This is a genomic window from Mesorhizobium sp. B2-3-15 (assembly GCF_006442875.1).
In the GTDB taxonomy this organism is placed as follows: domain Bacteria; phylum Pseudomonadota; class Alphaproteobacteria; order Rhizobiales; family Rhizobiaceae; genus Mesorhizobium; species Mesorhizobium australicum.
Genome location: NZ_VFVO01000004.1, coordinates 109,172 through 121,903, shown reverse-complemented (window position 1 = coordinate 121,903; position 12,732 = coordinate 109,172). Strand labels below are relative to the sequence as shown.

At 60.8% G+C, this 12,732-nt stretch carries 12 protein-coding genes; 3 read left to right on the top strand and 9 right to left on the bottom strand.

Annotated features, from left to right (window positions below; translation table 11 throughout):
• Window positions 1-13: 13 nt before the first annotated feature.
• Together FJ954_RS10095 and iolG are read right to left on the bottom strand one after the other, a co-directional pair.
• Window positions 14-1,078: a sugar ABC transporter substrate-binding protein gene (locus FJ954_RS10095; protein ID WP_140620354.1), complete on the bottom strand. Its 1,065-nt coding sequence runs from the start codon at window positions 1,076-1,078 to the stop codon at window positions 14-16.
• 379 nt (window positions 1,079-1,457) lie between these two features.
• A complete protein-coding gene (gene iolG / locus FJ954_RS10090) occupies window positions 1,458-2,471 on the bottom strand; it encodes an inositol 2-dehydrogenase (RefSeq protein ID WP_210243317.1) in 1,014 nt (337 codons plus the stop codon).
• A 147-nt stretch (window positions 2,472-2,618) separates the two neighbouring features.
• On the opposite strand from iolG, the gene FJ954_RS10085 reads away from it, so the two are divergent.
• On the top strand, window positions 2,619-3,437 hold the full coding sequence (locus FJ954_RS10085) for an SDR family oxidoreductase (RefSeq protein WP_140620351.1): 819 nt from the start codon (window positions 2,619-2,621) through the stop codon (window positions 3,435-3,437).
• 70 nt (window positions 3,438-3,507) lie between these two features.
• Here the strand turns inward: FJ954_RS10085 and FJ954_RS10080 are convergent, their stop codons facing one another.
• Complete coding sequence (locus tag FJ954_RS10080) at window positions 3,508-4,722, bottom strand: substrate-binding domain-containing protein (protein ID WP_140620349.1); 1,215 nt, start codon at window positions 4,720-4,722, stop codon at window positions 3,508-3,510.
• An 18-nt stretch (window positions 4,723-4,740) separates the two neighbouring features.
• Here FJ954_RS10080 and FJ954_RS10075 point away from each other — a divergent pair, with 18 nt between their 5' ends.
• A complete protein-coding gene (locus FJ954_RS10075; RefSeq protein ID WP_140620347.1) occupies window positions 4,741-4,962 on the top strand; it encodes a hypothetical protein in 222 nt (73 codons plus the stop codon).
• Here FJ954_RS10075 and FJ954_RS10070 read toward each other — a convergent pair.
• The 4 genes from FJ954_RS10070 to FJ954_RS10055 are packed head-to-tail and all read right to left on the bottom strand — an operon-like array spanning window position 4,949 to window position 9,291.
• Complete coding sequence (locus FJ954_RS10070) at window positions 4,949-6,073, bottom strand: Gfo/Idh/MocA family oxidoreductase (protein ID WP_140661263.1); 1,125 nt, start codon at window positions 6,071-6,073, stop codon at window positions 4,949-4,951. The two genes, FJ954_RS10075 and FJ954_RS10070, sit on opposite strands and share 14 nt — an antisense overlap.
• Window positions 6,063-7,028: a hydroxyacid dehydrogenase gene (locus FJ954_RS10065; protein WP_140620343.1), complete on the bottom strand. Its 966-nt coding sequence runs from the start codon at window positions 7,026-7,028 to the stop codon at window positions 6,063-6,065. Before FJ954_RS10065 ends, FJ954_RS10070 begins: the two co-directional genes overlap by 11 nt.
• Window positions 7,028-7,843: an aldolase/citrate lyase family protein gene (locus tag FJ954_RS10060; RefSeq protein WP_140661262.1), complete on the bottom strand. Its 816-nt coding sequence runs from the start codon at window positions 7,841-7,843 to the stop codon at window positions 7,028-7,030. Before FJ954_RS10060 ends, FJ954_RS10065 begins: the two co-directional genes overlap by 1 nt.
• A gap of 11 nt (window positions 7,844-7,854) precedes the next feature.
• Window positions 7,855-9,291 carry an NAD-dependent succinate-semialdehyde dehydrogenase gene (locus FJ954_RS10055; protein WP_140661261.1) on the bottom strand — a complete coding sequence of 479 codons (1,437 nt, stop codon included), beginning with the start codon at window positions 9,289-9,291 and terminating at the stop codon, window positions 7,855-7,857.
• A gap of 280 nt (window positions 9,292-9,571) precedes the next feature.
• On the opposite strand from FJ954_RS10055, the gene iolE reads away from it, so the two are divergent.
• A complete protein-coding gene (iolE, locus tag FJ954_RS10050) occupies window positions 9,572-10,471 on the top strand; it encodes a myo-inosose-2 dehydratase (RefSeq protein ID WP_140661260.1) in 900 nt (299 codons plus the stop codon).
• A 118-nt stretch (window positions 10,472-10,589) separates the two neighbouring features.
• On the opposite strand, the gene FJ954_RS10045 is transcribed toward iolE, so the two are convergent.
• Both FJ954_RS10045 and FJ954_RS10040 read right to left on the bottom strand, forming a co-directional pair.
• Entirely contained in the window at window positions 10,590-11,360 is a 771-nt protein-coding gene (locus FJ954_RS10045; RefSeq protein WP_140661259.1) for an ATP-binding cassette domain-containing protein, read from the bottom strand.
• A gap of 312 nt (window positions 11,361-11,672) precedes the next feature.
• On the bottom strand, window positions 11,673-12,548 hold the full coding sequence (locus tag FJ954_RS10040) for a MurR/RpiR family transcriptional regulator (RefSeq protein WP_246681046.1): 876 nt from the start codon (window positions 12,546-12,548) through the stop codon (window positions 11,673-11,675).
• Window positions 12,549-12,732: the final 184 nt, after the last annotated feature.

Here is a 12,732-nt window from a genome sequence, read left to right as displayed (position 1 = left end):
CCTTGGGTCCTGCTTACTTGCCGATCTTGTTCGCCCACAGATCAGGTGAGTCCACATTGTCGGCTGTCACCAGCGTCGCCTTGAGCTGGTACTGCGGTCCAACGGGTGTATCGATAACCTGGCCGTCGTCACGTGGCCCGATCTCGATCTTGCCACCCTTGGAGACGAGTTCGATCAGCTCGGCCGTCTTGGTCGCATAGGCGCTCAGGGGCTGTGACACCGTCGCGTCGAGGGCCTTGCTGCGGATCAGCTGAAGCCCTTGAGGCGTTCCATCGATTGCGATGCGGATCACCGAGTTCGGGTCACCCACCGGAGCGCCCTTGCCGCCGTTGGTGAGCTGCGCGTTCACGGCCGAGGCCATGAGTTCGGACGCCATGAAGATGCCGCTCAACGAAGGATTCTGGGTGAGGACGTTCTGCGCAGCATCGGCGGCCATGTCGGCAGTCCATTCGGTCGGGCGCTGTATCAGATTCACCTTGGGCGCGAGCTCATGCAGCGTTTTGGAGAAACCGTCGGATCGATCGCGGCCGTTTGGTGTGGTCAGGGCACCCTGTAGCTCAAGCACGATGCAGCTGTTGTCGGTCCAGCACGGCTTGGCCTGCAGGCGCTTGGCCATCTCCTTGGCGCCTTGAACGCCGGCGTCGACATTGTCCGCGCGCACCGTTGCCGTCACTTTGCCGCCCGCGGGGGCGTCATCGATCGAGAAAACCAGGACGTTGGCGTCATTCGCCTTCTTGACCGCGGGAACGATTCCGGCCGCGTCAATGGGAGCGAAGACCAGAACGTTTGCGCCGTTGGCAATCAGGTTCTGGAGCGCATCGACTTCGGCAGCGATATCGCCATTCGGATCAGGAGCACCGACCAGGGTGAAACCTTTTGCATCGAAGGCCTTCTTCGAGAGATCCAGCATCAGGGTCTGGAAATCATCCTTGAGAAACTTCGGGGTGAAACCGATCCTCACGTCCGCGGCCTTGTATTCGGCAAGCGCGGTCCCAGCGGTTATTGCAAGGAACAGCGCGCCGAAAGCCACTGTGCTGGCGGCCCTGCGGCGAGAAATGGGAAGACTTGGAAATTTCATTGGTTCCTCCTTTTGTTGCGCGGTCCGACTGCCCGTTGAGCCGGGCCTGACACCGCTTAGGCCTTCTGTGCTCACCACAGAAAGGTTCGATCTTGCGATGAGACACCGTTTGCGATGTCGTCACGCGCAAATGCAATTGCAGTGCCGGCCCGGCAGCACTGAAAGAGCCCTGGACCAGAAGTTGGGAGTGCGGGCTCGCTGTCGCGATTCTCCTTCGATCGTGATCGCAAGGAAGGCGGAGCCAAGATGCCGCGCTATTGCGGGGCCGGTCTCGGTCATTTCCCCACACGACGAACCGTGCGAGCCCATACTTCACCAAACGCTACTCCTCCCACTGCGCGGATCTTTCATCCTCCTGCGAATCCGCCGCCGAATGCTTTTATGCAGCCACCTCGGAGACGCGCACCAAACGTCCCTCTTTCATGGATTTGTAGGCCGCTTCCGCCAGGATGAGCGCACGGCGCCCATCTTCGAAACTTGCCAGCGGAACAGCGCCTTTCTCCACACAGTCCACGAACCCGTCGATCTCGGCCATGAAGGCTTCCTGGTAGCGCTCGAGAAAGAAGAACTGATACGGTTGGCTTGCCTCGGCGGCCGTGCCTGTAAAGCGTCGCAATTCGTGGGGTTTGCGGTTGTCGGAAAGAAGCATTCCGGCGCTCCCGATCAACTCAACGCGCTGATCGTAGCCGTAGACCGCCGTGCGCGAATTATTGATGTGGCATTGCTTGCCCGACGCGGTCCTCAGGATGACCATTGCACTGTCGACTTCATCGAGCTCCTTTCCGAGTGCCGGATCAATGAGCGCATTGGCAAGCGCGAAGACCTCGGTCGGCTCCTCGCCGAGCATGAAGCGAGCCAAGTCGAAGTCGTGGATCGTCATATCGCGGAACAGCCCGCCCGCAGCCTCCAGATAGGCTCTCGGCGGCAACGCAGGATCACGGGACGTGATAATGACCTGGTGCAACTCGCCGATATTGCCGGCCAGCATCGCAGTCCGCGCTGCACTGTGCCCAGGATCGTAACGACGGTTGAAGCCAAGCTGGATCGGGATCTTGGTCTCGCCGATGTTGGCGGCACACGCCTCGACGCGGGCGAGGCTAAGGTCGATCGGCTTCTCGCACAGCACCGCCTTACCCGCAGCGACTGCCATTTCTATGTAGTCGGCGTGGGTGGGAGTTGCCGTGGCGATCAGAACGGCGTCCACCATGTCCGACGCGAAGATATCCTCTGCGCTGGCTGCGGCCTTGACGCCTTGAGCCGCCGCGACCTTTTCGGCCGCCTCTGAATTGACATCGAATACCGCCGCCAACGCGGATCGGGGATGCCGAGCGACATTGGCAGCATGCATTTGACCAATTCGGCCACAGCCGAGTACGGCGATACGCAACATCAATTTCCTCCCTGCGGCCTGTTGTGCAAGCCAAGCACCAATCTTTGCGTGCACGATGCAAAATATCTTGCATTATTGCACGTGTGTCAATACAAATTCCGCATTGATTTCTTCTGCAAAATTCATTGCAGAGCGAGGAGGCCTTGAAAAATGAACAGAGTCGATGGGAAATTCGCGGTGGTCACCGGCGGGACGCAGGGACTGGGCGCTGCGATCGCCATGCATCTCGCAGACGCGGGCGCGGCCGGAATTGTCACCTGTGGGCGCAACGCCGATAAGGGCGGCGCCGTCGCTGCAGCAATTGAGGCTAAAACGGGCTGCGTGGTTCGCTTTGTCCAGGCCGATCTAGGGAACGTGGCCGATTGCCGGACGGTGATCGAGGCCGCGGATAGGGCCTTTGGGCGGGTCGATGTCCTGGTGAATGCCGCCGGCCTTACGGACCGTGGTGACATCCTCAACACGAGCGAGGAGCTTTTCGACCGGATGTTCGCGATCAACACGCGCGCTCCTTTCTTCTTGATGCAAGAAGCCATCCGGCGGATGGTCCGAGACCATATCGAAGGAGCGATCGTGAATGTTGGATCCACCTCGGCGCTCGCCGGGCAGCCGTTTATCGCGTCCTACTGCGCCTCCAAGGGTGCTCTTGCCACACTTACTCGCAACACGGCGTTTGCAACGATGCGGAACAAGATCCGGGTCAATCAGCTGAATATCGGCTGGATGGCTTCCGACGGCGAGGATCGCATCCAGCGCGAGTATCACGGCGCGGACGCAAACTGGCTCGAAAAGGCTGCGGCCGAACAACCTTTTGAGCGCCTGCTGGCTCCTGCGGAAGTGGCCAAGGCCGTCACATTTCTAGCTTCGGAGGATGCCGGGATGATGACTGGCTCTGTGATCAATTTCGACCAGTCGGTCTGGGGCGCTTACCCCTTCGCCCCGCCAACGCCTGTCGCCAAGTTGGCGATCTAGAGAGGCGATCGGAAGGAACCACCACTTCGGTTGCCCAACATCATCGCTCGCAGAAGAACTCTGCGATCAATCAGAAGGTGGCGCAGTTGAAGCGGGTAAAAACCTGGCTTTGCGTAATTCGATTTACAGGCTGGATGCCTTGGCGCGCCGTCCGTATGCAATCTACCGATAGCGCAATCTCGCGATCGAAGTCGTGGCCGATCGTCACATCCATGATTCCCCGCTCAAGCAGAGAGCGGGAATTCGCGTTCAATTCGTGGCCGACAAAGACGGTCGAATTACTGAGACCTTCTGCCTCCAATGCGCGCCCAACCCCGAGGTTAGCCCCTGAAACATTGTAGATGGCCGCCGGCGGACCGCTCTTTGCGATGTATCGCCGGACTGCCTCGTATATGACCTCAATGCTCTCATTGGAGCTCACCCTCTCATCGATAGCGAGGGTTGAGAATTCGGATCGCAGGACGTGCCGGAATCCCTGCTCCCGATCTTGGTGGCAGCGAAACGGCACGCTGCAAACAAATAGAACTTTGCCGGCAGTCCCACGCGGGAGCATTCGACCACACAGCCAGGCTGCCGTAGCCCCCGACACATATTGATCCGAGCCAACATAGGCTGCTCGACCTGACAAAGGGAGATCGGTGGTCAGGCAGATCACCGGGAGGCCCCGTCCAGTGGCCGCCCTCACGGCATCGTTGATTGCTGGATGCTCTCTGGCGACCAGGATAATGCCATCGGACGTTTCAGCCGCGCTCTCGATCCGGCGCGCAAAGTCCTCAGGTTGGACGTCGTATGAAGCATGCGACTCCGTTTCAATCTCAGTCGATGCGTTTTGCGCGCTGAACTTCTTCGCGGCGGCTTCCGCAGCCTCGTTGAACGATCGCCCTGAGTCGGCAAGAAGAACGAGACGAAGCGGCTTTGAAATCTCGGGCAAGGCAATCCCACCCGCGCCAGACTGCCTGGCTTCCACAATTGAGGCGGACAGATGCTGTTGGAGAACTGATTGAAATTCCCGGTAGCCCGAAAATCCCAAGGTCTGGACAAAACGCACCACACTGGATGCGTTCACGCCGCAGCGACTGGCAACCTCGGAACCTGACAGAAGGGCTGTCTCGCCAAGGTTCGCGATGAAGAAATTCGCCACGCGACGCCCGCCCCTGCCCATGTTATCCTGAGCTGAGTTCAAGATAGTCATCAACTCGCCGGCAGACTGAGGCTTCGATCGTAAGTGGTCCATGCCTGATCCTTTTTCGATCACCCACCATACCGAAACTTTGCGATCGAGCAATATTCCTTGCAAAAACGCATGAATCGCTTCGGCGCGGCATTGGATTCGCCGTCATCCGGCTTCGCGCGATCCATCCTGATCGGCAAAATAGCACGCGCCGATAATACCTACCTGCCTTCTGGCTACGTGCGACGCCCACAGGGTAAAGTTCTTTCCCTGCAAAACGCGCAAGCCCGTCGAATGAAGTTCTTCAGCGGCCGCCCCGGCGCCACATTCGAGATTGCCATCAAATTGTGCTGACCCAGCGGCCTCCAGTCGCCGAGGTGTGGATTGCTTCGACGAGTTCCTGGATGCGCTGTCCGGAGCGGAAGCTGAATGGCTCGGCACGGATCCCGGCGATAGCTTCGAGAAACAGCGCGACCTCGATGGCCTTGAGATCGTTGAAACCAAGCTGATGGCCTGGGGCCACGCAAAACAGCCCATAGGGCGGATGATCAGGCCCGGCCTCAATACGACGGAAGCCGCGAACGCGACCGGCGTCCGCAGTGGTGTAGAATTGCAGTTCGTTGAAGCGCTCCTGGCTGAAGGTCAGCGCCCCTCTCGAGCCATAGATCTCGAAATCGTGCTGCATTTTGCGGCCGGTCGCCACCCAACTCGCCTCGATGCTGCCGGTGGCGCCGCTGGCGAAGCGCAAGAAAGCCCGACCGATGTCGTCGACCTCGACGGCGGTACGGCCGCCCTTGCCGTCCGGACGACTGTTGATGACGGTGACCTCGTCGCCAAGAACGCGCTCGATCGGGCCGAGAAGGAACTCGGCGGTCGCCAAGGCATGACTGCCGAGATCGGCCAGCGCACCGCCCCCAACCGGGTCGAGGCGAAAGGTGAAGGGACTTTCAGCATCGCCCATGTAGTCTTCGGCGTGAATCCCGCGATAGCTGCGGATTTCGCCAAGCTCGCCAGACGCGATGAGCTCACGGGCCAGGGCCATCATCGGATTGCACAGGTAGTTGAACCCGACCTGCGTGCGTACGCCGGCAGCCACGGCAGCGGTTGCCATCTCGGCGGCCTCGGCTGCGCGCGGAGCAAGCGGTTTCTCGCAATAGACGTGCTTGCCGGCGGCGATAGCGGCCAGCGCCATCTCGCGGTGGAACGCGTTTGGCGCGGTGATGTCGACGAGATCGATATCCGGATCGCGGACAAGTCGGCGCCAATCGCCGGTAGCGTTCTTGAAGCCGAGCGTCCGCCCGGCTGCGCCGGCAAGTTCTTCGGTACGGTCCCCGACGGTATGAAGCTCGAGCTCGAATGGCAGATCGAAAACACGCTCCGCCGCGGCGAACCCAAACGAATGGGTCTTGCCCATGAAACCGGTCCCGATCAGCCCGACCCGCAGCTTGGGTTTCTCATTTCCCATTGATTTCGGCCCCATTGACGACCAGCGCGGGATCGATCTTGCTTTCAAAAAAATCGAGGACGTTCTTGACCGACGACACTGCCATGCGTTCCCCACATTCAACGGTAAGACCGGCGATGTGGGGCGTGAGGATGACCTGATCCATCGCCAGCAACGGGTTGTCCGGCGTTGGCGGCTCCTGGTCGAAAACATCGAGGCCCGCGGCCGCAACCGTGCCGGTTCGCAGCGCCTCAATCAGAGCGAGCTCCTCGACCACGCCACCACGGGCGGTGTTGATCAGGACGACGCCACGCTTGATGAGTTCGAATTCACGGGCACCGATCAACGGCACCTCGCCCTTGGGCGCGTGCACGGAAATTGCGTCGGCACGGCCCAGTGCAGCATCGAGGTCGCAGGCCGGCCTCACCTGGCCATCCGGCCAGCCCATCTTCTCGAGAAACGGATCGTAGGCTTCAACCTCCATGGAGAAGCCGGCAGCCATACGGGCAAGATGCCGGCCGATCCGCCCGTAGCCCAGGATGAGCAGCCGCTTGCCCGCTAGTTCCGACGCCTCGAGCTTGTTGCGCCAGTTCCATCCTTTTTCGCGAACGGCGCGATCAGCGCGCAAGGTGCGCTTGCCGGCGGCTAGCAGCAGCATCATGGCGTGCTCAGCCACCGAGACCGAATTGACATCGCCGACGATGGCCAGCGCGATACCGCGCTTGTTGAGCGCCGGCAGGTCGACCGAGTCGTAGCCGACCCCATGCCGCGAGACGATGCGGAGTTTGCGTGCCTTGTCGACGGTCGGCGCGGACAGCGGCTGGGTGCGAATGACCAGCCCATCGGCCTTGCCGATCAGCGAGGCGTAGCTTGGCTCGGAAACCTCCTCGACATAGTCGTAGGTTACACCCGGCGTCCGATCTAGCAGGGCTATCCCGCTTGGATGCAGTTTGCCGGCAACAAGCACGTGAGGCATCAGTAGCTTCCCTTGGCGTTGACGCCCTCGGCTGAGGCTCCAGCCATCAGCGCCCTGAACCGCTTGACGGCGCTTTCAGCGGCGCCGGCGAGTAAACGCACGTCATTGGAGACGGTGGTCATGTCGAAGCCCCATGCCACGGCGCGCCCGGCGTATTCCGGAGTGCCGCAATGCAGCGCGGCGCGAATGCCGTGATTGCGGCAGGCCCGCACAATCGTCTGCAGAGCCTCGATCATTTCCGGCTCTTCGCGATCGAAGGCCGGAGGCAGGCGACCGCCGTGCAGGCTGAAGGTCAGGTCGGCGGGCCCCACATAGATGCCGTCGAGCCCTGGCGTGGCCGCGATCGCATCGAGATTGGCCATCGCCTCGGCGGTTTCGACCATAGCGAACGCCAGAATTTCTCTATTGGCCTCGACCGCATAGTTGGCGCCGACCGCGAAATTGGCACGCGTCGGACCGAATGACCGTTGTCCAAGCGGCGGGTATCGGAGGTAGGAGACGAACTTCGCAGCTTCCTCCGCGGTGTTGATCATCGGGCAGATGATCCCGTAGGCGCCGGCGTCCAGTGCCTTCATGATGATGCCCGGCTCGAGCCAGGGGACGCGCACCAGCGGGGTGACGCCCGAGGCGCGCATGGCCTGCAGCATGGGCAGTATGGCGTTGTAGTCGAGCGCACCGTGCTGCAGGTCGATGCCGATGCTGTCATAACCTTGCGCGGCCATGATCTCGGCGGTGAACGAGTTGCCTATCGAGAGCCAACCATTGATGGTCGGACGGCCGTCGGCCCAGAGCTTCTTGAGGGTATCGGGGATCATGGCGGCAACCCTTAGAAAACGACCTGGGCGAGCTTGGTATCGAGGTAATCCGTGATCGACTCGACACCCCCTTCCCTGCCCATGCCCGAAAAATTGGTGCCGCCGAAGGGCGCCTCCGAGGCAGCAAGCGCGAAGCTGTTGATGCCGACCATTCCAGCCTTCAGCTCGGCAATCGCCAGGCGTGCACGCTTGGGACTTTGCGTGAACGCGTAGGCCGAAAGCCCCATGTCGGAGGTGTTGGCGCGTTGCAGCGCCTCGTGGTCGCTGGAGAACGAGGTGATCGCCGCCACCGGACCGAAATTCTCCTCGGCAAAGACCGCCATGTCGTCGCTGACGTTGGTCAGCACCGTGGGCTCGAAGAAATGCCCGGCGTTGAAGGTCGCCGCACGGCGGCCGCCAGCGGCGATCGTTGCCCCTTGCCGTTCGGCCTCCGCGACCACGGCCTCGATGTCGGAGAGCCGTTTGCCGTTGATCAGCGGTCCCATCTGCACCGAGGGGTCGAGACCATCACCAAGCTTCAGCGACTTGACCCGGGAGACGAACCCCTCAACGAATTTGTCATGCAGGCTTTCGTGGATGAAGAAGCGGTCGGGCGTAACGCAGACCTGGCCGGCATTGGCATATTTGGTTGGCACCGCCACACCGAGCGTGGTCTCGAGATCGGCATCGTCGAAGACGATCAGCGGCGCGTTGCCGCCCAGTTCCATCGAGACCTTTTTGACCGTATCGGCGGCATCGCGGATCATCTGCTGACCGACCCGCGTGGAGCCGGTCAGGGAGACTTTCCGGACTACTTTCGACGCCATGATCGGCGTGTAGGTGGCTTCCGTGGGACCGACCAGCAGGCTGACTGCGCCCGCAGGCAGGTTGCCCGCTCGCATGCAGTCGACCATGACCATGGCCGTGCCCGGAGTCTGGCTCGAGGGACGCACCACGATCGAGCAGCCGGCGGCCAGGGCCGGTGCGACCTTGCGGGCCACCAACGCTGCGGGGAAATTCCAGGCCGTGAAGGCCGCGGCGACGCCAACAGGCTCATGCAGGACCTCGAAACGCCCGCTGGGGACACGGCTCTCGATGACACGACCGTAGATGCGACGCGCCTCCTCGGCGTGCCAGCGGAATTGATCGACCGCGAGAGCCCATTCCCGCTCCGACTGGGCGAGCGGCTTGCCGGTCTCGCTGGAGATCATCCGCGCCCCTTCATCCTTGCGGCGCAGCATTTCGTCGGCAATTCGATGCAGAGCATCGGCCCGCTCGAAGGCGGATTTTGCTTTCCATGAACGAAACCCCCGTTGGGCACTTTCGAGTGCGTCGCGAGTGTCTTCCCCATTGGCGCAAGCTACCTCGCCGAGCGCCCTTTCGGTGACCGGACTGAATACTGGCGTAAGGCCTCCCCCGCCCGTTGAGTGCCAGGCTCCATCGATGAAAAGTCCGTAGTCGCCATACATCTGAGCGTCCTGAAAACAGCACGAGACACGCCACGCAGACAGTGCGGCGGTCACAAGATTCCGGCATTGCGGGACGGGTGTTTCACTCCGTTCGGAGCAGCCTCCGGCGGCGCTGATCCTCGGCGTGTCCGATGGACTGCGTGCCCTGCGCGAGTTGGCGCAGTCCTCCCTAAAACCGTATCGCAATAATCATTGCAGTATCTATTGATTTGTCAATAGACATTTCATAATAGATCGCAACGCAGCCATTTGCGTTCCCTGTGGAAGGAGAAATCAGAGCATGAAAGCCAAGCTTGGCATCGCGCCCATCGCGTGGTGGAACGACGATCTTGCGGAACTGAGTGGCGACATTTCGCTTGAGGGATGCCTTGCAGAAGCGCGGGAGGCCGGCTTCTCCGGCATGGAGACCGGACGTCGCTTCCCGATGGATGCCGACGTGCTCGGACCGATCCTCGACACCTGTGGCATGAAGGTCTGCGGCGGCTGGTTCTCGGGCTTGCTGCTCGATGACGACATCGCCCGCGAGAAGGACCGAATTGCCGAACAGATGGCGCTGTTCAAGGCCGTGGGCGCGCCCTGTATCGTCTATGGCGAAACCGCGGGCTCAATTCAGGGCGACCGTTCGGCGCCCCTCGCCACCCGTCGTCGCCTGAGCGAAGAGGAGATCAAGGCCTATGGCCGGAAAATAACCGCTTTCGCCGAATGGTGCGCCGAGCAGGGCATGCCAATCGCTTACCATCACCACATGGCCGCACCGATCGAATCCGAGCAGGACGTGGACCTATTGATGAAGCATTCCGGTGAGGCGCTACCTCTCCTGTACGACGCCGGCCACATGGCCTTTGCCGGCGGCGACGTGTTGCGCGTGATCGACAACCACCACCATCGCATCAGCCACGTTCACACCAAGGATGTGCGCCAGCCCGTCATCGACGGGTTGGATCGCTCCCGCGAAAGCTTCCTCGACGCGGTCGTCAAGGGCGCCTTCACCGTGCCGGGCGATGGCTCGCTCGACTTCGAGACCATCGTCAAACGGCTCGCCGGCCACGGCTATGAAGGCTGGTTTGTCGTCGAGGCCGAGCAGGATCCGATCAAGAGCCCGCCGCTGGAAATGGCCAGGATTGGCCATCGCGAGCTGCTGCGCGTCATGGGGTTGGCGGGCTACACCGTCGAGGGCTGATCCCTGAACATACGGATTGAAAGTTTTGCGTCATCACCAGTTCAGCTCAGGTCCGGGCGCCGCCATCTGGTCGATGCCGGCGCCAGGGGTTCTTGCGCCATAGACGTCTTTTCCATTCTCAGGCGGCCTGCAACTCCGCCTCGCCGGTCTTGGCGCCGGTGATATAGGATACGATGTCCTGGCCGTCGGTATTTTCCTTGCGCAGATTGGCGACGATGCGGCCGCGCCGGAACACCACGATGCGGTCGCAAAGGTCGAACACCTGGCGCATGTTGTGGCTGATCAGGATCAGCGGCTCGCCATTGTCCTTCAGCGTGCGGATGATGTTTTCGACCTGCGCCGTCTCCTGCACGCCGAGAGCCGCCGTCGGCTCGTCCATGATGATCAGCTTGGAGGCAAAGGTCGCCGTCCTGGCAATCGCCACGCACTGCCGCTGGCCGCCCGACATATGGCGGATGGTGTTGGAGAGGTTGGGGATCTTGACCGCGGTGCGGACCAGCGCCGCCTCGGTTGCCTTGCGCATGTATTTGCGGTCGAGGATCGAGAATGGCCCGAGATTGAACAGCACCTTTTCACGGCCGAGGAACAGGTTCGACGGCACGTCGAGGTCGTCGGCCAGCGCCAGGTTCTGGAACACCGTCTCGATGCCTGCCTCGCGGGCCTCGATCGGACCGGCGAAATTCACTTCCTTGCCATCGAACCAGACCTGGCCGCTGGTCCGCTGCTCGACGGCGGTGATCTGGCGCACGAAGGTCGACTTGCCGGCGCCGTTGTCACCCATGATGGCGACATGCTCGCCCTTGCGCAGCTCGAAATTGGCGCCTTCAAGCGCATGCACGCCGCCATAGCGCTTGGTCAGGTTTTCGGTCTTCAGGACGATGTCTGACATGATCAAGCCCTCAATGCCCGCATGCGTTGACGCCACTGGTCGAGAACGACAGCTTCAGCGCGGGATCCAGCGCCCAGCGGTGCTCCTTAATTCGATCCGCAACGATAATTGCAGTCCCTGCATATTCTGCAACGATCTGTGAGTCAATTCGCCTTCAATTTTCTTAAAGGAGAGACCCGATCTGCAAATTTCATTGCGAGGGCAGACCGCATCATCTGCCTGCTCTGCAATCGAAATCATGCTGCCGCCGCCAACATCTCTACCATGGTGAGAGGCAAGAAGAGGACTGGAACCCAATCTGCGAAGTAGGAGCTATTGCCCGGTGACTATCGGGATGCGCGGGTCAACGCCGTTGTTCTGCAATCGCGCCGCCAGCGCTACGGTTAGCGCCTGAGCAAGGCACATCGGGGCCGCAAGCGATCTTGAAAACGTGTATTCGTGCTCTGGGACAGCAAAAAGCACGCGTGCGCCCTTGGTCAACGGGGACAGGGTGCTGTCCGAAATCGCCACGATGGGAATGCCCCTGCTGGCAACCTCTTCCACGACATTCACGACCTCATTTGCATAGAACCGGAACGACACCGCGAAAAGCACATCCTGCGGGCGGATCGCACGAGCCATGTGCGTGGCCAGCCCGCCGCCAGGGTCCAGCAACGTGCAGCGCTTGCCCAGCATCGTCAGTATGTAACGCAGGAGTTCGACCACGGGCGCCGAGCGCAATTGTCCGATAAGATAGATGACGTCGGCTTTCTCCAGAAGGTTGACGGCTTCGGCCATGTCCTCCGGCGGGATAGCTGTCAGCATCTCCTGCAGTGAGGCGATGTCACGAACCACCAGATCATGCATCAGAGCGAATTCGCTGCGGTCGGTTCGCGCCCCCAGTTCCGTCTCCAGCGCCTTGATACGCGCTTCGAACCCGGGCGCCGCGGTGGACAATCGCTTCTGGAAAAGGGTTTGAAGATCCTTGAAACCCTCATAGCCCAGTGCTTGGCCAAAGCGCACGAAGCTCGATGCGTGAACGCCGCTGCTCTCAGCGATTGCGGTCACGGATCGCACCGCTACGTCATTCGGGTTCTGCGTGAGATACAAGGCTATTTTCTGGTATGACTTGCTCATCTGCTCATACCGATCGTGGATCAAGCGGATCAGTTCCTCGTAGTCCTTTGGGGCTTTGACTTTCTCTTCCACGACCGACATCCTTGCAATTTTCGTTGCATGATGGCTTCTTTACGCTGGGTTTACCAGCGGAGAATTCCGACTCGAAAAACCGTGATCCGGTTCTGCCGTTGCCATTAATTGCAATGATGCTTGCAAAAAATCAAACTTTGCAATAAGAATTGAACTCATCATTCGGTGTGAGTTGCCGCGATGC

Bases quoted from the DNA above. Each gene is read 5' to 3' on its own strand.
- FJ954_RS10095 (WP_140620354.1), bottom strand. From the start codon at position 1,078: ATGAAATTTCCAAGTCTTCCCATTTCTCGCCGCAGGGCCGCCAGCACA.
- FJ954_RS10085 (WP_140620351.1), top strand. From the start codon at position 2,619: ATGAACAGAGTCGATGGGAAATTCGCGGTGGTCACCGGCGGGACGCAG.
- FJ954_RS10075 (WP_140620347.1), top strand. From the start codon at position 4,741: ATGAATCGCTTCGGCGCGGCATTGGATTCGCCGTCATCCGGCTTCGCG.
- FJ954_RS10070 (WP_140661263.1), bottom strand. From the start codon at position 6,073: ATGGGAAATGAGAAACCCAAGCTGCGGGTCGGGCTGATCGGGACCGGT.
- FJ954_RS10065 (WP_140620343.1), bottom strand. From the start codon at position 7,028: ATGCCTCACGTGCTTGTTGCCGGCAAACTGCATCCAAGCGGGATAGCC.
- FJ954_RS10060 (WP_140661262.1), bottom strand. From the start codon at position 7,843: ATGATCCCCGATACCCTCAAGAAGCTCTGGGCCGACGGCCGTCCGACC.
- FJ954_RS10055 (WP_140661261.1), bottom strand. From the start codon at position 9,291: ATGTATGGCGACTACGGACTTTTCATCGATGGAGCCTGGCACTCAACG.
- iolE (WP_140661260.1), top strand. From the start codon at position 9,572: ATGAAAGCCAAGCTTGGCATCGCGCCCATCGCGTGGTGGAACGACGAT.
- FJ954_RS10045 (WP_140661259.1), bottom strand. From the start codon at position 11,360: ATGTCAGACATCGTCCTGAAGACCGAAAACCTGACCAAGCGCTATGGC.